The sequence below is a fragment of the Inquilinus ginsengisoli genome (assembly GCF_050434925.1).
Taxonomy (GTDB): domain Bacteria; phylum Pseudomonadota; class Alphaproteobacteria; order DSM-16000; family Inquilinaceae; genus Inquilinus; species Inquilinus ginsengisoli_B.
On sequence record NZ_JBNDJK010000001.1, the window covers coordinates 3,382,140 to 3,403,093 of the forward strand.

Here is a 20,954-nt window from a genome sequence, read left to right on the forward strand (position 1 = left end):
ATGCATGTGCAATTTCCCACCCATGGCGAGGCTATAAAATTGGGCATAGCGAGTCGGAACACATTGACATGTGGGGTAGGATGCGCACTGTCATTGACGGGGATTTTAGCGATCGACGGATTTTCGACACGTGCTCAGCCGTTGGATAAGTCTGTCAGCGTCGGCTTGATTTTTTGCTCGACCGGTAACGGATTTGAGTTTGCTTGACCGGATCCATCGTCCGTTCAGTCTTTAGGAGAAAGGGATCTTTGTGGGCCGGACTGCGGAATATTCGATCAGGGGATACCTTTATCAATTCCTCCGCTACTTATCCGAGATCCTGGCGGCGGGCGACGGCACAAAGATTACGATCGAAGGTGCGATCGAGGATATCGATGTCGCAGCGCCACACCTGACCACGGCCGTTCAGTGTAAATATCATGAGCAGGTGGAGAAATTCACCCTCGGAAAGATTTATAAGCCGATTCTCCTCATGCTTGAACACTTCTCCACCTATACCGCTCCGATGCCTAAAGTCTATTATCGCCTTTTCTGTCATTTCCCTGATCAGAGTGGGACGCGAGGGCTCACCAAGGAAGAGCTTGACTCCGTACTCAAGACCAACGCTGAGAGCCTCAAGGTGATAGTCGGGCGTATCGCCGCAGGTGTTGATCATGAAGAGTTCCGCGAGCGTTTCACGATTGAGTTTGGCCAGTCAACCGAAGCGTTGCAGCAGGCCGTTCTGGCATCACTGAGAGCCAAGGGCTTCTCAGCCGATGATGTTGACGCGATAATTTATCCCACAGCAATCCAGCGCATCGTCGATCTGGCGACCCAGGCAACTGTCGCCGATCGGACCGTTGACTCCAGTGCATTCCTCGCGGCTCTCCACGACGTCCGGCAGGTTACCTTCACACGCTGGACGCGGGAACTTGCGACACGCGGCCAGATATTCAAGCGGCTCCGTGAAGACCTTAAGCCAGCGCTCGCGCACAACGCGCGTGGCCGCACCTTCGTCATAGATCCCGTTGGAATAGAAAAATTCGACGACGAAATTGTTCGTTTTATCAAGAAGTTCGTGGAGCGTTACTGTTGTAAGTATCTCCATTCGAACCCTCCGCTATTCATGATTGCGGGCGAATATGATGTGGGCGGGCTGCAGGCGCGGCTTCATGACGCCGGTTTACGCTGCGCCGACGGCTTGGTGGGCGGTTCAGTATTCCGCGCCAAGGACCTATTCCGGCGGCCGATGCTAAAAAAGGCACCATTCGCGATCGAGTTCAGCCTCCGCTTGGCCAAGCGAGCCATCGTAACAGAGTGGCCACCCAAGCGACCGGACGAACTCTTCCTTGTGAACGTTCTGGACGATCCGTGGGAGCATTCTGATGTCAACGTGCACAAATTAGAAATTGAACGTCTTTCTGATCTAGAATTTGCGCTTCAGCTGAGGAAAGATTATGTCTGAATGTAACCATCCGATTGGTAGCGTGACCGATAGCTCGCCGTCCCTGGTTCGAATCGAGATCGGAAACGCGGAAGACTTCGAAAGGCACAAGTCAAAGCTTGGCGTTGGGCAGTATCTTTTGATCGCGTCCGGCAATAATCTGCATCTGCTTGCCACGATTACGGCGGTGCGCGCGTCTCACATCGACCGGTCCCGGGGCGCTGATCTCGAAGATGGCGGCGATGCAGATTCAGTTTCCTTTCGTTTCCAGATCGACACTCAGCCAATCGGAACACTGTCCGAAGACGGCGAGTTCGTGCGGGGATCGCATGCGCTGCCTGTTCCTACCGAACACGCTTATGTCACGCCGTCTGAAGTGCTAAGTGGCATCTTCTCCAAACAGATCAAGTCGCCCTTCTCCTTTGGCACATTAAGCATCGCGCCCGACGTGAAGTTCGAAATCGACGGCGACCGGTTCTTCAGCAAGCACATTGCAATTGTCGGCTCTACCGGTTCGGGCAAGTCGTGCGCGGTGGCGAAGATCCTGCAGACGGTTGTTGGTATCGAATCTAAGACTAACACTCACAAGATGGCGCAAAGGAATTCTCACATCGTTATTTTCGATATTCATGCCGAATATGCAGCGGCCTTCCGGCTCGAGGAGACAGAGAATTTCACCCTCAATCTGCTCGACGTTGACACCCTCTGGCTGCCCTACTGGCTGATGAACGCGCAGGAGCTAGAGGAGATGTTCATCGAGAGCAATGAGATCAACTCTCACAACCAGGTCTCCCAGTTTCGACATGCGGTCGTGCGGAATAAGCGTCGGCACAATCTGGGCTTAAGCAATATCTCGTTCGACACGCCGGTTTATTTCTCGATCGACGAGGTGGTCACCTATCTCGAAAATATGAACGCCGAGGTCATCGGCAAGTTGCCGGGAGAGGGAAAGCCAAAGCTGGAGAATGGGACGCTTGTGAGTGAGCGAGACACCTGTTATTTCGACACTCTCCAAACTTTCGTTGTCTCCTCGACGGCCGCCGCCACGAAGGCGTCGAACGGGCCATTCCACGGCGAGTTCGATCGACTCATACTGCGACTTCGCACGCGTCTCGCGGATCCTCGGCTACGCTTTCTCTTTTATCCTAAGAAACAAGACGGGAGCCAACTTTCGACCGGCGACTTTGCCGATGTCGTGCGACAGTTCATTGGTTATCTCACAAAGTCAAATGTTTCTATTGTCGACCTGAGCGGCATCCCCTTCGAGGTGCTGAGCATCGTCGTCAGTTTGATATCACGCATGATCTTTGACTTCGGCTTCCATTATTCCAAGGGCCGCCATGTCAGTGGCGAAGTTAGCGACGTGCCGATCATGGTGGTCTGCGAGGAGGCTCACAATTATGTGCCGCGCTCGGGCGGCGCCCAATATGATTCGTCCCGCAAATCGATTGAACGCATTGCTAAAGAGGGGCGCAAATATGGGGTGACTCTGATGGTCGTGAGCCAGCGGCCTTCCGAGGTCTCGGAGACCATCTTCTCACAATGCAGTAACTTTATATCACTGCGACTCACCAATGCAGTGGACCAGAGCTATATCAAGTCGCTTCTGCCCGATCTCTCGGCCGGCATCGGCGACCTGCTGCCCAATCTCGGCCAGGGAGAATTTCTAACCGTCGGTGACGCGCCTCTCATGCCTACGGTCGGCCGCTTTGCGCTGCCCGTGCCCGAACCGCATTCGCGCAGCGTGAACTATCTGCAGGAGTGGAGCGTGGGTTGGCGGGAGGTTGATTTTGATTATGTGATTGAGAGATGGAGAGGCAAGGCGCTGCTGGGAGGCTGACGACAGGAGTCTGCTGCGCCCGCAGGGCCGGGGCTGTTGAAGCCGTTTGGATGTTGGCACGGTCGGCCGCCATGCACGCGCGGCCGCCGTTTGGAACCGGCATCATTGCCGCTCCGGCACGTCCAGCACTTGACACTCATCAATCTCCTGGATTGCCAAGCATGATCACTGCAAAGGGTAGGGCAAAGCTGGAGGCGATGAGTGTCTCGTGCAGAATCCATTTGAATTAAAAAAATCATCGTTCGATTTGAGTGAGCATGTCGTCCAATTTTTCGATCAACAAATTTGTTGGATCATCGCCGCGATCCTTTCCTCGAAGAACCTGGCACAGTTCTTGAGAAGATATAATTAGTATCAACTTTCCATTCTCGCGTAGAGCGCCGCGAGCCGCGTGCAATGCGTTTTTGTCTGCTCCCTTTCTACTTATGATAATCGAAACCGTTCTTAGCGCCGGAACGAAAAGATATTTTTCAGTTGTGTAAATCTGCTCTTGGTGTATTTTAGCCGCATAGTTTTTAAATTCGAATATAACGTATCGAGATCGAAAATCATGTGCCAAGCCTACCCAGAACGCGTGCTTCGGCTCTAGGCGCGCGACCAAATCATAGCGATGTAATCCTCCCGAAGAAGCTCGCTGTGGTGTCCATCTGCCTACCTGGTCTTCGAACAGAAATTTTAGTGCTTTCGCACATGCGGTCTCGAAGCGGGTCGCAGATTTCTGGCCTCCGGGGCAATCCTCAATTTCTTGTGCGATGCGATCCCCATCGCCGTCTCTATTGCCACTTGCCGATGCTCGTTCCTCGATCTCTAAGACGGCGTCTGACGGTGTCTCGCGACCCAGGGTTCCGATGCCGGCTCGCCTTATGAAGCTTGAAAGATCGGCGGTGAGCTTCGCATTCTCCCGAGTAAGCTCACTCAGCGTGCCGAGATCCCAGACATCGATTAAGCCGGAGCTTAACGCCAAATGAAATCTACTCCTATCGAGTGGAGTCGTTACGATTAAGAGCGCTCTATCGACGCCCGCTACTTCTAAGTTAACTGAGAGTTGGCTAATGGCGTTTCGAACAACGGATGGGGATACGGTTGAAGTCCGGTAGATCTTTGACTCTACGACGATTGACTCGCCATTCTTTGAGATCAAGAGGTCTGGTTCATAACGGACAGAGTATCTTCCATATGAATCTCGAAGCTCAGAATCGATACTATAACCCTGCGATTGAAGAATTTCCCGAACAATATCGATAAATTCGCGCTCCAGGCTTACAACCATCGCGCCCCCCTCAAGCTTGTTAAAGCAACACCGATGTCGCAAAAACCGCAAGATTGGGGACGATCACTGATGATGTCCAGCGTCGACTGAACTGGCATAGCTGAGCCTTCCGCAGAAGCTCGCGTTCGGCTATGTCCGCTTCGGAGTGCCGGCCGTTGGCACCGGTGTTGAGCATGCGCGGAGAGCCGGGTTGGCCGAAATGGTTCGGATCCTGGGCGCGGGCGATGGCCGATTTCGGGATACCCGCGGATGGCCGGATATGGCGCACACCAGCCCGCAATCGACACTGGCGCCCAACCGCTTTCGCCCTTTGCCGCGCTCACGCGCGGCGAGCGCGCATATGCAGAAACAGCGGCAGGCGCTGCCACCGGCGGCCGGCCTCCGACGCGATGGCATGGTCCGGAACGCCCGGCTCGCGCAGCGCCTCGACCAGGAACCCGGCCTCCTGCAGCGCCAGGAAATAGGCCTCGATAGGCCGGTGCCGGCTGTGGAACGTCATCGCCAGGCCGTCCCGCTCCACCGTGTCGGCGTAATCGAACGGGCGCAGATACTCCCCCGCGATGACGAAGGGCGCATCGGCGGCATGGTGCTTGAAATGCCCGGCCGAGTTGATCGGATGGACGATCGCCAGGCACAGCCGGCCGCCGGGCTCCAGGATCCGCGCGATCTCCCGGACCGCGGCCGGCATCGGATCGATGTCGTGCAGCGACATGAAGGCGACCGCAAGGTCGGCGGCGGCGTCATCCAAGGGCAGCGCGGCCGCATCGGCCAGCCGCACATCCATCGCCGGGTCGGCCTCGCGGGCCGCGGCGACCAGGGACGGCGAGGCGTCGATGCCGGTGACCCGGTGCCCGAGTCCCTTCAGATGCCGCGTCAGCTGTCCCTCGCCGCAGCCGATATCCACCGTTCGCCGGCCGGGCGGCGGCACCAGCCGCAGGAACTGGTCGCGATGATGGCGCCAATAGCTGTCGTGTCCCGGCTGCCGCGCCCATCGGATCCACCGGCGGGCCTGGGCCTCCCAGCTTTCGGCGAGATCCATGCGATCCATCCTTCCGTGCCCGGCGCCGACTCTCCATCGCCCGGCCCGGGATGTCGAGGCGATCGCCCGAGCCCGCCGGCGGCCGCCGTCACGGCCGGCCGTCGCCGGGTCACGCAATGTTCATTGCGCGCGCCGGCGATTAATGTTCATGATACGTTCTATGAACAACCCGCGATCCGGTTCCGAGGACATCCGGCCGACCGATCCCGACATGAAGTGGACGGGGTAGGCGCTGGACATGCTGCGCAGCATGGTCGAGGTCGATGACCGCACCAAGCGGATGCTCGTGCGGCAGCAGGAGCAGACCCTGCGCGGGGCGGATGCGCCGGACTACGCGCTGATGCAATCGCGCCTCTCCCGCTCGATGCGGCTGTCGATCGCGATGACCGAGCGGATCCGCGTCGACTTCGGGATGCGTCGGCAGAAGCGCAAGGACTCGGGCGAGGAGGAGCGCCGCCGGCAGCGGCGGGAGCAGGCCACCGAGGCCGTGGTCGAGGCGGCCGCGGCGCCCGATGTGGCCGAGGATGTCGAGCACGTCCGGGCGGTGGTCCGGGAGACGCTGGTCGAGGACGAGATCCTGGACGCGCAGCTCGACTCCCTGTCGCCCGAGGGGTTCGTGCGCGAGGTCTGCCGCAAGATCGGCCGCCCGCCGAACCCGGCCTGGCTGCCGCGCGGCTGGGCCGATGTCGCCGACACCGAAGCCGACGACACCGGCGGCCCGCCCGACAGCAGCGTGGAATCGGTTGCCGCGGACCCTCCGGCCGCGGCGGGCTGGGCCCGTCCGCCGGATGAGTCCGACACCGGCCGACCGATGCCGAAACCGTCGATACCGGACAGCAGCTAAGTCGGCACGACCGTGTCGGTTGGAGATCGAGAACCCGTCGGTCGGCAACGGCGCGAAGGTCGGTGACATCGCCGACACGCTGTCGGACATGCCGCATGTCGAGATGCGCGGCGACCGCTGCGTTGCGGCGATCGACCTGACCGGCAACACCCGCATCGTCACGGTCGCCGATCTCGCCCGCGCTGTGAACGCGGGCCGCTTCGCCCTGCCGTGCGCCGGTGTCGAGGACATGTAGCGCCCGCAATACAACGCCCGCGGCGGCTTCGGCGCGCTGGCCGTCGAGGCGCGGAAGCAGGGGCCCGGCCGCCTTCCTCCTCTCCCGCGAGGAGAAGGGGAGGGCGGCTCAGCCGCTCTTCTTCCGGGAGCGAGCGGGTGCCCGCTTTGCCGTGTTCAGGGCCGCGGCGGCGCGGATCAGCGCCTGCAGCGCCGCCTCATCGATCGCCTCGCCCTCGCGGATGTCGATGGCGCGCCGGGTGTTGCCGTCGAGGCTGGAATTGAACAGGCCGGCCGGGTCCGCCAGCGCGGCGCCCTTGGCGAAGGTCAGCTTGACCACGGCCTTGTACGTCTCGCCGGTGCAGATGATGCCGCCATGCGACCACACCGGGACGCCGCGCCACTTCCACTCCTCGACCACCTCGGGGTCGGCCTGCTTGATCAGCGCCCGGACCCGGGCCAGCGTCGCGCCCCGCCAGTCGCCCAGTTCCTCGATCCTCGCATCGATCAGCCGGGAGGGAGACTCTCCGTCCTTGGCGTCGTTCTTCGTCATGGTCGCCGTCTTCATGCGTGTTGTCCCGTTCCGGCCGCTCACATCTTCTCGCCGGGCAGTTCGCTGGCCTGCTTCACCCAGGCGGCGAACCGGGCTTCGTCGAGCGGCTCGTCTTCGCGGATGTCGAGGTAGCGCACATCCTTCTGCTTCGACCCGCCGGGCGGCAGGGGATGCAGCGCCGCGCCCCGGAAGAACGCCACCTTGACGTATCTGGTGAAGCAATGAATGCCGAGGAACCAGGTCTTCTCCTCGACCCCGTACATCGGCGAATTCCATTTGACCGCCTTGCGCACGCCGGGGACGGTGCGCGTGATCAGCGCGTCGAGGCGGCGCCCGAGATCGCTCTTCCAGCCCGGCATGGCCGCGATATAGGCTTGCACGGGCTCGTCGCCATAGCCCTTCGCGATCTGCGGGTTGCCGCCGGAGAGCAGGGTCGGCGCCGCGGCCGGTTTCTTGCTCTCAGCCGAGGCCTTGGTTCCTTTTGCCTGCGCCGGCACATCCTTCGCCGCGGCCTTGTGGGCCCGCGGCTTGCGCGGCTCGGCCGCTGTGCCCCGCTTGGCGGCCTTCGTTGACGTGACGGACGGCTTGTCGGCCATGGCGTTCCCTCCGCTGACAGACGGCAAGTCGTCAAGAATACTTCGATTCTCGCCGGTGGCGTCACCCCATGGCAGCCGGGTTCCGGCCGGACCGGGCCGCCGACCTCCGCTTTCCGCCCCCTTGCGGACGGCCGCTCCACAGGTATCACCCAGACCCGCCGATCGGCCGGATTCGACCCAAAGCGGACCTCCACGTTGTCGCCCGCGTTGTACTCAATCTATGAATGTGAAATGGAGTCTAGAAAATCGACTTTCGCCGGAGATTGAAGATATCTACGCTACGCGCTTCTAGTTTTCTCTCAAGATGATCCACGCCCTTACTGCCAGCAATATCGTGCTCCGCATCTGATATAGGAATTAGTAACAACCACGCGACAATCTTTGTATCAAATTTCTGTGTTTTTATGTCCCATAAATAAGGATTTCCCAGCAACACGTGATTTACATCGATATTCTTGTAATAAATTTCAATCACTCTAGGGTAAATCACTCCCGGCTCGGACTTCATCTTGGAGTTAATGACATTGAATGCGCAGGTTGCGATAACGTTTGGTGCCCGAGAATTTACGGCCATTGAGGAGAAAAGAAATTCGATGCCGAGTGGAATTCCGTTTACGGCAAGTCCAGTTGGCACATCGGAGAGTCCTATAGTTGCCCATGTATTCACTTTAGGCACTGGGACGTCCTTGATCTCTAGAATATCAATCGAACTCTCTTCTGCTTCGTCCCAATAGCGGTGCACCCTCCCTGATCCGAGCAGAGCGGAGAGGTAGCGGTGCAGTGCCCTGTTTTCGGTTGAGACCGACAATCTTTCCCCCTGCTGCCCCAATCAGACTTTCGACTCCGGCCGTACGCTCCTCAGCGTAGCTTGCTCGACACGCAGGGACCACGACCGCTTTCCGCCCTTTCCTGCCAAGCCGCGGAAGCTGGCTTCCACTCTTCCCTCATCGGCAGGCAGAAGGGCTGCGACCCGAAAACCGCCATGCATGGCTCCGCATATGCCAGACCGCATTGCAAGGAGCATCCATGAGCACAGCGAGTGACGCCCGCTTCTGGGACCGGACGTCGCGGAGATATGCCAAGGGCGCGATTGTGGATCCGGCCGGATATGCCCGCACGCTGGATCGGACCCGCGCCATGTTGGGACCAGGCGATCGGGTGCTGGAGCTGGGCTGCGGCACGGGCACCACGGCGCTCCGGCTTGCCGCCGACGTGCAGAGCTATCTCGCGACCGATATTTCCGCCGGAATGATCGCGATCGCCGAGGAGAAGCGCGCCGCCGCCCCCGTCCCGGCGCTGGCCTTCCGCACCGCGACCGCAGAGGCGCTGGCGCCCGAGGTCGGGCCGTTCGACGCGGTGCTGGGCTTCAACTATCTCCATCTGGTGCGCGACCTGCCCGGCACGCTGCGCCGCATTCATGCGCTGCTCGCGGCAGAGGGCCTGTTCATCTCCAAGACGCCCTGCGTCGGCGATATGAACCCGCTCGTCCGGCTTGTGCTGCCCGCGATGCGCGCGATCGGAAAGGCACCCTATGCCGGCGTCTTTCGAGCGTCGGAGCTGAGGCAGCTCATCTGTGCCGCAGGCTTCGACATTCTCGCCACCGAAAGCCACGCCACCAGGGGCAATCACGGCCGTCCCTACATCGTGGCGCGCAAGCGATGAGGACGCGTCCGGCCGCGGCTGGACGCTCACAGCCGGCCTGAAGGCAAAACCATTTAACACATTGTTCAGTTGTATTAATCTGCGATCATGTTCATGATAGGTTCTATGGACAAGGCGCAGACCGATTCGAGCTCGGAGGCCCCCGCCGCTCCCGCGGAGGAACGGGCGGCGCGGCGTCTGCGCGTGCTCGCCCGGCTGACCGAGATCCAGATGGAGGTTGCCGAGGCCGCCCGCACCGAAGCGGTCGAGGCGCCGCAGCCCGGCGTCGACTATTGCGCCCGGGTTGCCGGCATCGCCCGCTCGGTGCGGCTGACCCTGTTGCTGGAGGACAAGATGTCCCGCCCATCCGAGGAGCGGTCGCGCAAAGCCGCGGCCCGACCGGTCAAGACGACCAACAAGGCGTCGCCCGGGCTGCGGGTGATGCTGGCCATGGGCGCGGCGGTCTATGAGGGCGCCGAGACCGAGGACGAGACGAAAGCGGCCAGCCGGCGCTTCGCCCAAATCCGCGACCGGCTGGAGCGGCCGGAGGTGGCGGAGCTGGTCGAGACCTGCCCGGCACCGGTGGCCGTGGCCCGGCTGTGCCGGATGTTCGGGCTGCCGGAGGAGACGGAGGACTGGCTCGCGGTGGCGGATGCGGCGTTGGCGCAGATGGGCTTCGCGCCGCCGGACGAACCGGCGACCAACCCGGGCCAGGCCGTGGACCAGGCCAGGATCCGGCGCCGGCTGCGGGTGATCATGGCGCTGGGCGCCGCGATCGAGGCCGAGACCGAGGACGAGGAGGAAAACGACCGCCGCTTCTTCGAGATGGCCGTGCAGATGGACCGGCCGGAGCTGATGGAGATCGCCGAAAACTGCCCGGCGGTGGACGCCGTGGCCCGGCTGTGCCCGAGATTCGGCCTGCCGCCGGAGCAGGCGGAGCGCTGGGTCGCCGAATCGGACGAGTTCCTGGCCGGGCGAGACCGGCCGCCGGTGGATCCGCCCGAGCCGCGGGACACGGGCTGACCGCGCGAATCGTTGGGAGCGGTCCCTGATCGTAGAGAGCCGATCGTATTCCTCTCCCGCCCTGCGGGAGAGGTCGGAGGCGTTTGCGCCCCGGGATGAGGGAGGGCGGCGCGGCTCGAAGCCACTCTCGGTCCCTTCTTTTCCCCATCCCGTGCTCACGGGCTGGCATCCGGTGCGGCCCTTTGTAGGATGCAAGCAGGCGCGCCGGAGCGGCCGCCGAGTCGCGACGGGAGGACATATGGCCGACATCGCCTATCTCGGCCTCGGCCTGATGGGCCGGGGCATGGTGCGCAACCTGCTGCAGGCGGGGCACCGCGTGCATGCCTGGAACCGCAGCGCCGTGGAGCTGCCGGAGGAGATCGCCGGCCATCCATCCTATGTCCGCGCCGCTTCGGTGGCGGAGGCGGTGGCGGGCCGCGACCGGGTCATGCTCTGCGTCACCGGGCCGGACGCCCAGCGCGGCGTGCTGCTCGGCCCCGACGGCGCCTTCGCCCATGCCGCCAGGGGCGCGGTGGTCGTCGACAGCACCACCACCGACCCCGCGGTGTCGCGCAGCCTGGCGGAAGCCGCCACGCAGGCTGGCCATGCCTATCTCGACGCCCCGGTCTATGGCAGCAAGGACCAGGCCTGGGACGGCAGCATCGGCTTCATCGTCGGCGGCGACGCCTCGGTGCTGCAGGCAGTGCGGCCGATCCTCGAGGCGATCTCGGGCGGGGTGCACCATCTCGGCCCCGGCGGCGCCGGCGCGGTGATGAAGCTGATCGGCAACCTGCTGTCGGCGGCACAGACCGCGGCGCTCGGCGAGGGCCTGGCCCTGGCCCGCAAGAACGGGCTGGCGGCCGAGGGCGTGATCGAGGTGCTGGACCGGTTCGGCGGCTCCTCCGGCGTCATCCGCGGCGCCGCGCGCAAGACCCTGGCCAACGACTTCACGCCGGCCTTCCACCTCAAGAACATGGCCAAGGACATCGGGCTGATGCTCGATCTCGGCCGCGCCGGCGGCGTGCCGATGCCGGGCACCGCCCTGACCGCGGAGCTGTACCGCGCCGCGCTGGTGGCCGGCTATGGCGAGCTGCAGGCCAACGCCGTGCACAAGATCCAGTTCCGCCTCGCCGGCATCGAGGAATGACCCTCTCGGATGTCCCGCATCCGGCAGTGGCCGGCGGCGCCTACGCCCAGTCGGCGATGCTGGCCGATGGCCGGGTCCTCCGCTATCGCCGCATGGGCGCGGGCGGCGGCACCCCAATCGTCATGGTGCACGGCTTCGCCGGCGAGCTGCTGACCTGGGCCGGCTGCCAGGTGCAGCTCTCGCCCCGGCACCCGACCTATGCGCTGGACCTGCCCGGCCATGGCGGCTCGTCCAGGGATCTCGGCTCGGGCGGCGTGCCCGGTATGGCCGAGGCCCTGCTGGCCTTCCTCGACGCCGTCGGCCTCGGCCGCGCCCATCTGGTCGGCCATTCGCTGGGCGGCGCGGTGGTGCTGCAGGCGGCACTGTCCCGCCCGGGCCGTGCCGCCTCGCTGACCCTGGTCGCGTCCAGCGGTCTGGGCGAGGAGGTCGACACCGGCTTCATCGACCGGCTGCTCGGCGCCGAAGACCCGGAGACGCTGGCGGCGGTGCTGCGGCCGCTCTACGCCGATCCCGGGCTGATCACGGCCGAGCTCGGCGAGCTGGTGCTGGCGGCCCTGTCCGGCCCGGGCGTGCGCGCGACGCTGCGCCGCCTGGCCGACCAGTGCTTCGCCCCCGGCCGCCAGCGCCTGGTGCTGCGCGACCGGCTGGCCGAGCTGGCCGTGCCGGTCCAGGTGCTGTGGGGCACGGACGACGCCGTCCTGCCGGTGCGTCATGCCCAGGGGCTGCCGCCGGCGGTGGCGGTGCACCTGTTCCCCGGCCAGGGCCACATGCTGCCGATCGAGGCGGCGGCCGGGGTCAGCCGGCTGATCGAAGGGATCGTCGCCGCCGGCTGACGGCGGGGAGGTCATCATACCACCTTGCCGGCGCGCGCGATCTGCGCTCCGCTGACTTTCCTCGTCCTTGCCGGAGCCCGGAATGGGGGAACTCGATCGGCTGAGCGACCTGATCGGCCGAATCTACGATGCCGGGACCGATCCCGACGCCTGGCGGCCCGTGCTCACCGACATCTGCCGCTGGACCGGCGGCGAGGTGGCGCAGATCCTGGTGCTGGAAGCGACGGCCGCGGCTCCCTTCTTCAATGTCGCGGTCGGCTATGATGCGGCCGCCCATGCCCGCTATCTGCGCGACTACGCGCTGCAGGATCCGCGCTTGCCGGCCTGGCGGCGCCTGCCGCCGACCGTCCAGCTCTGCCATCAGGTGGTCGATCCCGGCTGGCTCGACCGCCAGGATTTCGGTGCGTTCCTGGACGAGAACGGCTGCCGCTGGACCATGGCCGCCATCGACCCGGCCTTCGACGGCGTCGCCGGGATGAGCGTGCGCCGGCCGCGTCGGGCCGGGCCGTTCACGCCGGCGGAGGCGCGGCGCTTCGACCTGCTGGTGCCGCATATCCGCCGCGCGCTGGCGCTGGCCCAGCGGCTGGACGGGCTGGCCGGCCGGGCCGGCCTCGCCGAGGATGTGCTCGACCGCCTCGACCGGGCGGTGGTGCTGCTCGCCGCCAATGGCCGGGTGGTGCATGTCAACGCCATGGCGGACCGGCTGTTCGAGAGCGGCCGGCTGCAGCTGCGGGGCAACCGGCTCGACTCCGCCGATCCGGCCGAGGCGGCGGCGTTGCGCGGGCTGATCGCGGCGGTGCTGGAGCCGAGGCCCAGCGTCGTCGCGATCAAGCTGCTGTCCGGCGTCGCCGAAGCGCCCCTGATCGCCAGCGGCTGCCGCCTGCCGGACCGGCGCCCGGCCGCCGTCGCCGTGCCGCAGGCCGTGGCGGCGCTGTTCCTGAGCCCGATCGGGGCCAGCCGGGACGATCTCGGCCAGGTGCTGCCGGGGCTGTTCGGCCTCAGCCGGGCCGAGGCGCGGCTGGCCGTGGCCCTGCATGACGGCTTCTCCCTGTCCGAGATCGCCGGGCAGCTGCAGCTCAGCCGCGAGACGCTGCGCAGCCAGCTCCGCTCGGTCTTCGACAAGACCGGCACGCGGCGCCAGGGCACCCTGATCCGCCTGCTGACCGACCTGGCCCGCGAAAGCCGGCTGGCGCGGCCGGGGGTGTCGCGGGCCGAGCTGTGACGGCGGACACGGCGCGGCCACAATGGTTTGGTTAACCTGCCGTCATAGAGACAGCACAGCGAACCGTTTCATGTCCTCCACCATGGTCGTACACAACACCGAGCGGAATTCAGGGCTCGACCTCATCCAGCTTGCGGGTCGGCTCTGCCTGGCACTCGTCTTCTTTGCCGCCGGCATCTCCAAGATCCCCGAATGGGAGTCGATGGTGGCGATGGTGCAGAGCCGCGGCCTGCCCGAGCCCGAGCTGCTGCTCGCCGCCGCCGCGGTGCTGCAGATCGTCGCCGGCGCCTTCCTGCTGCTCGGCTGGCACACCCGGCTGGCGGCCCTGGCCCTGGCCGGCTTCACCATCGTCGCCACCGTGCTCTTCCACCCGTTCTGGGACTCGGCCCCGGATCGGTTCGAGCTCGACTTCGCGATCTCCATGAGCAACCTCGCCGTGCTTGGCGGGCTGCTGTTCATCGCCGGCACCGGCGGCGGCCGCCACTCGCTCGATAGCGGCCCGGGCGAGGACTGAGCCGCGCACTTACCAGCCGGCGATCACGGCGCCCTTGAAACGGGTCTGAAGGAACTGCTTCACCGCGTCGGTGTGGTAGCTCTCGACCAGGGTCTTGACCCAGGGCTCGTCCTTGCGGGCGGTCTGCACCGCGATGATGTTGGCATAGGGGCTGTCCGCCGCCTCGCGCAGGATCGCGTCCTTGGCCGGGTCCAGCCCAACCTCGACCGCGTAGTTGGTGTTGATGGCCGAGATGTCGGTGTCGTCCAGCGACCGCGGCAGCTGCGCCGCATCCAGCTCGACGATCTCCAGCTGCTTCGGGTTGCCGGTGATGTCGGCCACGCTCGGCTTCAGCCCGACGCCGTCGGCCAGCGTGATCAGTCCGGCGGATTGCAGCAGCAGCAGGACGCGGCCGCCATTGGTCGGGTCGTTCGGGATGCCGACCGTGGCGCCGTCGCGCAGCTCGCCGATCGCCTTGATCTTCTTCGAGTAGATGCCGATCGGGAAGGTGACGGTGTTGGCCACCTTGCTGATCTTGTAGCCGCGCTTATCGATCTCGTTCACGAGATAGGGCTCGTGCTGGAACGAGTTGGCGTCGAGCTCGCCGGAATCGAGCGCCGCATTGGGCACGACATAATCCGAGAACTCGACGATCTCGATGTCCAGGCCCTTGGCGTGGGCGATCGGCTTCACCTGCTCCAGGATCTCGGCATGCGGCCCCGGCGTGACGCCGATCTTCACGGTCTCGGCCACGGCCGGCTGCACGGCCAGGGCGAACGCCGCCGCGGCCAGAATCGTCTTCAGGCTCATCACAATCCCCCTCATATCAGAAAGCCCAGCCCGCGACTGCGGGCCGGCCTTTAGGCCGAACCGCCGGGCACAGCCCGGCGGCCTCTGTCAGATTCCGGCGCGCTGCCGCTTGTTGACGCGGCGGGCCAGCCGGTCGCCGGCCATCTGCACCGCCTGCACGAACAGGATCAGCACGATCACCACCGCGGCCATCATGTCCGGCATGAAGCGCTGGTAGCCGTAGCGGATGCCGAGATCGCCCAGCCCGCCGCCGCCGACCGCGCCGACCATGGCGGAATAGCCGATCAGGCTGACCACGGTCAGGGTCAGGCCCAGCACGATCGCCGGCATCGCCTCGGGCACCAGCACCTTGCGCACGATCTGCAGCGGCGTCGCGCCCATCGCCTTGGCGGCCTCGACCAGGCTCTGGTCGACCTCGCGCACCGCCGCCTCGATGATTCGGGCGATGAACGGCACGCAGGCGATGGTCAGCGGCACGATCGCCGCGGTGGTGCCGATCGAGGTGCCGGCGACCAGCCGGGTGAACGGGATGATCGCCACCACCAGGATGATGAAGGGGGTGGAGCGGGTGGCGTTGACCACCAGCCCGACGATGCGGTTGGCCGCCGGCGCCGCGAACAGCTCGCCCTTGCCGCTGGTCGCCAGCCAGATGCCGATCGGGCCGCCCAGCAGCGTGCCGATCGCGGCTGAGACCGCGACCATGTACAGCGTCGCCCAGGCGGCGTCAGCCAGCAGCGCGAAGAGTTGCGGGGACATGGCCCAGGACCTCGACGGAAAGCTTGAGGGAGGTGAGGAAGTCGATCGCCGGGCGCGCCGTCTCCGGCCCGCCGGGGATCGCCACGATCAGGGTGCCGAAGGGCGCGCCCTGGACGCTGTCGACCCGGCCGTGCAGCAGCGCCGCGTCGATGCCCAGGCGCCGAGCCAGCTGGCCCAGCGCGGTGGTGCCGGCCTGCGACCCGGCGAAGACCAGCCGCAGCACGGTCTCGCCGCCGGCCAGCGGCGCCTCGGACAGCCGGTCGGCCAGGGCCTCCGGCAGCTCGGCGCCGGTGACGCTGGCGACGAAGGCGCGGGCGGTCGCGGTCTGCGGCCGGGTGAACAGGTCGAACACCCGCGCCTCCTCGATCACGCGGCCCTGCTCCAGCACCGCGACGCGGTGGCAGATCGCCTTGATCACCGCCATCTCATGGGTGATCAGCACGATGGTCAGGCCCAGCTCGCGGTTGATCTTCGCCAGCAGTTGCAGGATCGAGGCCGTGGTCTCGGGGTCGAGGGCGGAGGTCGCCTCGTCGCACAGCAGCACGTTCGGCTCGCTGGCGAGCGCCCGGGCGATGCCGACGCGCTGCTTCTGCCCGCCGGACAGTTCGGCCGGGTAGCGGTCGCGCTTGTCGGTCAGGCCGACCAGCTCCAGCAGCCGGTCGACGCGCGCCGCGATGCTGCGGCGGTCGAGGCCCGCCAGCTCCAGCGGCAGGGCGACATTGGCGAAGACGGTGCGGGAGGACAGCAGGGCGAAATGCTGGAAGATCATGCCGATCTTCCGCCGCTCGGCTCTCAGATCGGCCTCCGGCAGCGCCGTCAGCTCGGTCCCGTCGACCGTGACGGTGCCGCTGGTCGGCCGCTCCAGCAGGTTGATCAGGCGGATCAGGGTCGACTTGCCGGCGCCGCTGGGCCCGATCACGCCGAAGATCTCGCCGCGCTCGATGGTCAGCGACACGTCGGCCAGCGCCGCAACCTGGGCCTGGCCCGCGCGGGTGAAGGTCTTGGAGATATCGTCGAGGCGGATCATGGACAGTGCCGGATCAGTGGGACGGTGCGGGGCGGAGCAGGGCCGGCCGGCGGGGCAGGGCGGCCGCGGGCGGATCAGGCGCAGCGACAGCGCATCGGCGCCGCAGCCGCCCACCCTGTGGCCAGCGTCCGGTGCGCGAAAGGGCTGTAAAGGGCCGTCCTGATCATCGTCGCGTCCTCACCTCGTCAATCGAGGGAACCACGACCTGCATCGTGGCGCTTTAGCGGTTGGTGACGCGGGCGCAAGCTGCTTCCCATCAAATCGCCGCGGGCCCGTCTGCGGTGGGCCGATCCGTCGCCCTTTAGATATCGCGCCGCACCGACCGGGTCAATGAACTGCGCCATGCGGCATGTGGATTGCTGAGTTTCACGCGGTGATTATGTATTGAGTGGGTGGCGTTGGAAAACAGCTCCGGGCTGATCATGGCAAGGTTATGACATGCATGCTTACCATTGCTGCGCTGCAAAAAGGCCAATCCTGGCCCGGCGCGAACGTCATACATAAAAGGGGCACAAGGAAAAACACAGAGGGCCGGTCTCGCCGGCAGATGAGGTAAGTATGCATATCGATGTTCTGGACTTCGCTCCCGCCCCCGCCCGCCATGCCGGCGTCTTCGCCCGTCTCCGTGCCACCGTCGCGCATCGCATCGCCGAGCGCCGCGCGTACAACCGGATCTTTGACGAGCTGCTGAAGCTCGACCGGCGCGAGATGGACGAGCTGGGCATCGGCCCGGCCGATTTCGACGCCATCGCCAGCGGCACCTATCGCCGCTGAGCGGTCTCTGATCTGGGCGCGGCCGCCTGTCGCAGGGCCGGCCGCCGCCGCCGGACATGACGGGGCGCCCACCCGCCGCAGCCGCATCAAACGGCCTGCGACGGGCCGGGCGCCCTGTTTTCGTTCGAGCCTGACGCGACTGTCATTTGGCGGATCGGCCGGACGGCGTTATATGAGCACCCCATGAGCAAGAGATCACTGGCGGCCATCGGGCCGCGCACTGGCCAAATGACGGATTGGCAGATCGCGAAGCGGATGCTGCGCGAGCACATGAGGGGTCATCTAGGGCGTTTCGTGATGGCCTTCCTGTGCCTCGGCGCGACCGCAGCCGCGACCTCGGCGATTCCTTTTGCCCTGCAGCACACGCTCGATGGCATCTTCACCGCGAAGAACGCCGATCTCCTGGTGCCGATCTCGGTGGTGGTCGTCGTCATCTTCTTCGTGCGCGGGGCGTCGACCTACGGGTTCACCGTGGTGATGAACAGCATCGGCCGGCGCATCGTCGCCGAGCTGCAGATGCGCATGTTCAGCCGCAAGATCTGGGACGACCTGGCCAGTTTCCATGCCACCGCCTCCGGCCATCTGGTCAGCCAGTTCATCTACAACGTCCAGGCGGTGATGGGCGCGGTCTCGACCAGCGCCGCGTCGATCGGGCGCGACGCCACCACCCTTCTCGGCCTCCTGGCGGCGATGTTCTACATGGACTGGCGGCTGGCGCTGGTCGCCTCGATCACCTTCCCGCTTTCGGCCCTGCCGGTGATCAAGGTCGGCCGCGACCTGCGCAAGGTGACCCGCAAGTCGCAATTCGGCATGGGCGAGCTGACCAGCTACCTGACCCAGGTGTTCCAGGGCATCCGCCACGTCAAGGCCTACAACGCCGAACAGCGCACCATCAAGGCGACCGAGACCTTCGTCCAGGCGGTCTCGAGGCTGTCGCAGCGGATGACGCGGATCAGATCCTACAACACCCCGTTCATGGAGGTGCTGTCGGGCGTCGCCATCGCCGCGGTGATCTTCTACGGCGGATCGCAGGTGATCAGCGGCAACCGCACTACCGGCGAGTTCACGGCCTTCATCTTCGCGCTGATCTCGACCTACGACCCCCTGAAGCGGATCGTGAACACCTGGGGCTCGGTGCAGGTCGGGATGGCGGCGGCGGAAGGCATCTTCGCCATGATCGACAAGCAGCCGACGATCACCGACCGGCCGGGCGCCGCGGTGCTGGACCGTGTGACCGGCGCGATCCGGCTCGAGGACGTGCACTTCTCCTACGGCCCGGCGATTCCGGCGCTGCGCGGCATCTCGATCGACATCCCGGCCGGCAAGACAGTGGCGCTGGTCGGCCCGTCCGGTGCCGGCAAGTCGACGCTCCTGAACCTGATCCCGCGCTTCTACGATCCGACCGAAGGGGCGGTCCGGATCGAGGGCCACGACCTTCGTGAGGTCACCCAGCATTCGCTGCGCGAGCAGATCGGCCTGGTCAGCCAGGAGACCACGCTGTTCGACGCCACGGTGCGCGACAACATCGCCTATGCCCGGCCGGGGGCGAGCCAGGAGGAGATCGAGGCCGCGGCCCGCGGGGCGGCGGCGCACGATTTCATCTCGGCCCTGCCGCAGGGCTACGACACCCATATCGGCGAGCATGGCGTGCGCCTTTCCGGCGGCCAGCGGCAGCGCCTGTCGATCGCCCGGGCGATGCTGAAGAACGCGCCGATCCTGCTGCTCGATGAGGCGACCTCGGCGCTGGACACCGAGAGCGAGCGCCAGGTGCAGGACGCGCTGACCCGGCTGATGGTCGGCCGCACTACGCTGATGATCGCGCATCGCCTGTCGACCGTGCGCGGCGCCGACCTGATCTACGTCATGGACCAGGGCCAGGTGGTCGAGACCGGCAGCCATGCCGAGCTGCTGAAGCGCGGCGGTCTCTATGCCCGGCTGTGGACGATGCAGACGGCCGAGGACGAACAGGCCGAGTCGGAAGTGCGGCCCGCCGTGGCGGTGGCGGGGTGACGCCGCCATCCGCGGCGGATCGGGCTGAGTAGCCGACCGGGGGAGTGGCCTTGTCCCGCATCTTCTGCGACGTGACGACGATCCTGGCGCATGCGCGCAAGCATGCAACCGTGACCGGCATCCAGCGGGTCGTCCTGCGCGTCGTCGGTCACCTGGTGGCGATGCACGGGCCGGAGGCGGTGCGCGGCATTGCCTGGCATCCGAAGCTGCGTCGCGTGGTCGAGATCGACCTCTCCTACATCGGACCGGACTACCGCTTCGAGATGCATCGCGCCGATTTCCTGCGCGACATGGCGCTCCCCGACGATGCCGACGGGCAGAGCCGCGCGCCGCTGCGCCGGCTGGGCGCCAGGATCGAACGGCTGCGCCTGCGGAGGTCCGCGGCTGGCGAATACCTGTCCGCGCCGTCGCTGCAGCCAGATGACCGCATCCTGGTGATGGCACCGAACTTCCGGAACGAGCCCTACATCGCCTATCTGGCAGCGCGGAAGGCGGCCGGCAATCGCGTCTTCCAGATGATCCACGACGTGATCCCGCTGCTCAAGCCGTGGCTGGCCAAGCCGGGGCACGATGTCGAGTTTCGCAAGTTCCTGGATCGCACGCCCGATTACGTCTCGGACTTCCTCTGCGTGTCGAAGCAGACCGAGGCGGATCTGCGGCTGGTGATGCCCGCCGCGGGCCGGGAGATTCCGACCCGAGTGGTGCCCGAGGCGCATGAATTCATGGGTGATGCCAAGGATGGGGCGCCGATTGCCCACGCCCTCCGCGCCCTGGCCGAGCATCCCTTCGTCCTCTGCGTCGGCACCATCGAAGTGCGCAAGAACACGCTGGCCCTGTGCAAGGTGTGGGCCCAGCTGCGCCAGGATATCGGCGTCGGCCTGCCGCGGCTGGTGCTGGCGGGTCAGCGCGGCTGGTTGACCGAGGACGTGTTCGACCTGCTGCGCGCCACCGGCAATCTCGGCGGCTATGTGGCCGTAGCGGAGCGGCCATCGGACGCGGAGCTCGCCTTCCTGTACCGGAACTGCCGCTTCACGGTCTTCCCCAGCCTGTACGAGGGCTGGGGCCTGCCGATCGGTGAAAGCCTGTGGTTCGGCAAGCTCTGCATCGCATCGAAGACCTCGTCGATGCCCGAGGTTGGGGGCGATCTGGTGGACTATGTCGATCCGCATGATCTCGAGGACATGCGGCGGGTGATCGGGCGAGCGGTCGGGGTTGAAGGCTACGTGGAAGAGCGGGCGCAGACCATCGAAGGGTCACGGCTTCGGCGGTGGAGTGATGTCTCATCCGAGATTGCAAGCCACCTCTCCGACGAGGATTGTTCAAGTGAGATTCACCTTCCTAATGAGGATCACGTGCAGAGCTGCTGACTACAGCGGTTGTCACGTGGCCCGTTATGTTGTCACGTGGCCCGTTATACAGAGTTCCGCATCGATAGCGTTGAGCAATGGCATGGTATAGGTT

21 protein-coding genes are annotated in these 20,954 nt (G+C 65.3%); 13 read left to right on the forward strand and 8 right to left on the reverse strand.

From position 1 onward, the window contains the following. Positions 1-250: 250 nt before the first annotated feature. Both QFZ27_RS16065 and QFZ27_RS16070 read left to right on the forward strand, forming a co-directional pair. Positions 251-1,444 carry a hypothetical protein gene (locus QFZ27_RS16065; RefSeq protein WP_429227382.1) on the forward strand — a complete coding sequence of 398 codons (1,194 nt, stop codon included), beginning with the start codon at positions 251-253 and terminating at the stop codon, positions 1,442-1,444. A gap of 22 nt (positions 1,445-1,466) precedes the next feature. Continuing rightward, positions 1,467-3,263, forward strand: coding sequence for an ATP-binding protein (locus QFZ27_RS16070; RefSeq protein ID WP_429227383.1), 1,797 nt, complete (start codon positions 1,467-1,469; stop codon positions 3,261-3,263). 235 nt (positions 3,264-3,498) lie between these two features. On the opposite strand, the gene QFZ27_RS16075 is transcribed toward QFZ27_RS16070, so the two are convergent. Beyond that, the gene (locus QFZ27_RS16075; protein WP_429227384.1) at positions 3,499-4,533 is read right to left on the reverse strand and encodes a restriction endonuclease; all 1,035 of its coding nucleotides are present in this window, start codon (positions 4,531-4,533) and stop codon (positions 3,499-3,501) included. Between the two features lie 319 nt (positions 4,534-4,852). Beyond that, the gene (locus QFZ27_RS16080; RefSeq protein ID WP_429227385.1) at positions 4,853-5,572 is read right to left on the reverse strand and encodes a class I SAM-dependent methyltransferase; all 720 of its coding nucleotides are present in this window, start codon (positions 5,570-5,572) and stop codon (positions 4,853-4,855) included. Positions 5,573-5,810: 238 nt separating this feature from the next. On the opposite strand from QFZ27_RS16080, the gene QFZ27_RS16085 reads away from it, so the two are divergent. Together QFZ27_RS16085 and QFZ27_RS16090 are read left to right on the forward strand one after the other, a co-directional pair. Further along, a complete protein-coding gene (locus QFZ27_RS16085) occupies positions 5,811-6,416 on the forward strand; it encodes a hypothetical protein (protein ID WP_429227386.1) in 606 nt (201 codons plus the stop codon). Positions 6,417-6,435: 19 nt separating this feature from the next. Continuing rightward, positions 6,436-6,651 (forward strand): alpha-2-macroglobulin family protein, encoded by a 216-nt coding sequence (locus QFZ27_RS16090; protein ID WP_429227387.1) that lies wholly within the window; start codon positions 6,436-6,438, stop codon positions 6,649-6,651. A gap of 108 nt (positions 6,652-6,759) precedes the next feature. Here QFZ27_RS16090 and QFZ27_RS16095 read toward each other — a convergent pair whose 3' ends face one another. The 3 genes from QFZ27_RS16095 to QFZ27_RS16105 all read right to left on the reverse strand — a co-directional run bounded on the left by QFZ27_RS16095 (position 6,760) and on the right by QFZ27_RS16105 (position 8,520). Continuing rightward, a complete protein-coding gene (locus tag QFZ27_RS16095; protein ID WP_429227388.1) occupies positions 6,760-7,197 on the reverse strand; it encodes a DUF1801 domain-containing protein in 438 nt (145 codons plus the stop codon). A 23-nt stretch (positions 7,198-7,220) separates the two neighbouring features. Further along, positions 7,221-7,778, reverse strand: a complete 558-nt coding sequence (locus QFZ27_RS16100; protein ID WP_429227389.1) for a DUF1801 domain-containing protein — start codon at positions 7,776-7,778, stop codon at positions 7,221-7,223. Positions 7,779-8,016: 238 nt separating this feature from the next. Then, positions 8,017-8,520: a suppressor of fused domain protein gene (locus QFZ27_RS16105; protein ID WP_429227390.1), complete on the reverse strand. Its 504-nt coding sequence runs from the start codon at positions 8,518-8,520 to the stop codon at positions 8,017-8,019. 284 nt (positions 8,521-8,804) lie between these two features. Between QFZ27_RS16105 and QFZ27_RS16110 the strand changes: the two genes are divergently transcribed. The 6 genes from QFZ27_RS16110 to QFZ27_RS16135 all read left to right on the forward strand — a co-directional run bounded on the left by QFZ27_RS16110 (position 8,805) and on the right by QFZ27_RS16135 (position 14,137). Continuing rightward, positions 8,805-9,440, forward strand: a complete 636-nt coding sequence (locus QFZ27_RS16110; RefSeq protein ID WP_429232464.1) for a class I SAM-dependent methyltransferase — start codon at positions 8,805-8,807, stop codon at positions 9,438-9,440. 105 nt (positions 9,441-9,545) lie between these two features. Then, positions 9,546-10,442 (forward strand): hypothetical protein, encoded by an 897-nt coding sequence (locus QFZ27_RS16115; RefSeq protein ID WP_429227391.1) that lies wholly within the window; start codon positions 9,546-9,548, stop codon positions 10,440-10,442. Between the two features lie 238 nt (positions 10,443-10,680). Further along, a complete protein-coding gene (locus QFZ27_RS16120) occupies positions 10,681-11,568 on the forward strand; it encodes an NAD(P)-dependent oxidoreductase (protein ID WP_429227392.1) in 888 nt (295 codons plus the stop codon). Further along, positions 11,565-12,401 (forward strand): alpha/beta fold hydrolase, encoded by an 837-nt coding sequence (locus QFZ27_RS16125; protein WP_429227393.1) that lies wholly within the window; start codon positions 11,565-11,567, stop codon positions 12,399-12,401. Before QFZ27_RS16120 ends, QFZ27_RS16125 begins: the two co-directional genes overlap by 4 nt. Positions 12,402-12,483: 82 nt before the next feature. After that, a complete protein-coding gene (locus tag QFZ27_RS16130; RefSeq protein WP_429227394.1) occupies positions 12,484-13,623 on the forward strand; it encodes a helix-turn-helix transcriptional regulator in 1,140 nt (379 codons plus the stop codon). Between the two features lie 70 nt (positions 13,624-13,693). Beyond that, a complete protein-coding gene (locus tag QFZ27_RS16135; RefSeq protein ID WP_429227395.1) occupies positions 13,694-14,137 on the forward strand; it encodes a DoxX family protein in 444 nt (147 codons plus the stop codon). Positions 14,138-14,146: 9 nt separating this feature from the next. Here the strand turns inward: QFZ27_RS16135 and QFZ27_RS16140 are convergent, their stop codons facing one another. The 3 genes from QFZ27_RS16140 to QFZ27_RS16150 all read right to left on the reverse strand — a co-directional run bounded on the left by QFZ27_RS16140 (position 14,147) and on the right by QFZ27_RS16150 (position 16,709). After that, positions 14,147-14,926, reverse strand: coding sequence for a MetQ/NlpA family ABC transporter substrate-binding protein (locus QFZ27_RS16140; protein WP_429227396.1), 780 nt, complete (start codon positions 14,924-14,926; stop codon positions 14,147-14,149). 87 nt (positions 14,927-15,013) lie between these two features. Then, on the reverse strand, positions 15,014-15,682 hold the full coding sequence (locus QFZ27_RS16145) for a methionine ABC transporter permease (protein ID WP_429227397.1): 669 nt from the start codon (positions 15,680-15,682) through the stop codon (positions 15,014-15,016). Continuing rightward, complete coding sequence (locus QFZ27_RS16150) at positions 15,651-16,709, reverse strand: methionine ABC transporter ATP-binding protein (RefSeq protein WP_429227398.1); 1,059 nt, start codon at positions 16,707-16,709, stop codon at positions 15,651-15,653. Before QFZ27_RS16150 ends, QFZ27_RS16145 begins: the two co-directional genes overlap by 32 nt. 558 nt (positions 16,710-17,267) lie before the next feature. Here QFZ27_RS16150 and QFZ27_RS16155 point away from each other — a divergent pair. From QFZ27_RS16155 to QFZ27_RS16165, 3 genes are all read left to right on the forward strand, one after another. Further along, on the forward strand, positions 17,268-17,483 hold the full coding sequence (locus tag QFZ27_RS16155; RefSeq protein WP_429227399.1) for a hypothetical protein: 216 nt from the start codon (positions 17,268-17,270) through the stop codon (positions 17,481-17,483). A gap of 183 nt (positions 17,484-17,666) precedes the next feature. Next, complete coding sequence (locus QFZ27_RS16160; RefSeq protein WP_429227400.1) at positions 17,667-19,493, forward strand: ABC transporter ATP-binding protein; 1,827 nt, start codon at positions 17,667-17,669, stop codon at positions 19,491-19,493. Between the two features lie 71 nt (positions 19,494-19,564). Then, entirely contained in the window at positions 19,565-20,860 is a 1,296-nt protein-coding gene (locus QFZ27_RS16165; RefSeq protein WP_429227401.1) for a glycosyltransferase family 4 protein, read from the forward strand. Positions 20,861-20,954 lie beyond the last annotated feature (94 nt).

Coding starts and splice junctions, on each gene's coding strand:
- QFZ27_RS16155 (WP_429227399.1), top strand. CDS start 17,268: ATGCATATCGATGTTCTGGACTTCGCTCCCGCCCCCGCCCGCCATGCC.
- QFZ27_RS16140 (WP_429227396.1), bottom strand. CDS start 14,926: ATGAGCCTGAAGACGATTCTGGCCGCGGCGGCGTTCGCCCTGGCCGTG.
- QFZ27_RS16120 (WP_429227392.1), top strand. CDS start 10,681: ATGGCCGACATCGCCTATCTCGGCCTCGGCCTGATGGGCCGGGGCATG.
- QFZ27_RS16110 (WP_429232464.1), top strand. CDS start 8,805: ATGAGCACAGCGAGTGACGCCCGCTTCTGGGACCGGACGTCGCGGAGA.
- QFZ27_RS16115 (WP_429227391.1), top strand. CDS start 9,546: ATGGACAAGGCGCAGACCGATTCGAGCTCGGAGGCCCCCGCCGCTCCC.
- QFZ27_RS16130 (WP_429227394.1), top strand. CDS start 12,484: ATGGGGGAACTCGATCGGCTGAGCGACCTGATCGGCCGAATCTACGAT.
- QFZ27_RS16080 (WP_429227385.1), bottom strand. CDS start 5,572: ATGGATCTCGCCGAAAGCTGGGAGGCCCAGGCCCGCCGGTGGATCCGA.
- QFZ27_RS16100 (WP_429227389.1), bottom strand. CDS start 7,778: ATGGCCGACAAGCCGTCCGTCACGTCAACGAAGGCCGCCAAGCGGGGC.
- QFZ27_RS16125 (WP_429227393.1), top strand. CDS start 11,565: ATGACCCTCTCGGATGTCCCGCATCCGGCAGTGGCCGGCGGCGCCTAC.
- QFZ27_RS16145 (WP_429227397.1), bottom strand. CDS start 15,682: ATGTCCCCGCAACTCTTCGCGCTGCTGGCTGACGCCGCCTGGGCGACG.
- QFZ27_RS16150 (WP_429227398.1), bottom strand. CDS start 16,709: ATGATCCGCCTCGACGATATCTCCAAGACCTTCACCCGCGCGGGCCAG.
- QFZ27_RS16095 (WP_429227388.1), bottom strand. CDS start 7,197: ATGAAGACGGCGACCATGACGAAGAACGACGCCAAGGACGGAGAGTCT.
- QFZ27_RS16160 (WP_429227400.1), top strand. CDS start 17,667: ATGAGCAAGAGATCACTGGCGGCCATCGGGCCGCGCACTGGCCAAATG.
- QFZ27_RS16135 (WP_429227395.1), top strand. CDS start 13,694: ATGTCCTCCACCATGGTCGTACACAACACCGAGCGGAATTCAGGGCTC.
- QFZ27_RS16075 (WP_429227384.1), bottom strand. CDS start 4,533: ATGGTTGTAAGCCTGGAGCGCGAATTTATCGATATTGTTCGGGAAATT.
- QFZ27_RS16085 (WP_429227386.1), top strand. CDS start 5,811: ATGCTGCGCAGCATGGTCGAGGTCGATGACCGCACCAAGCGGATGCTC.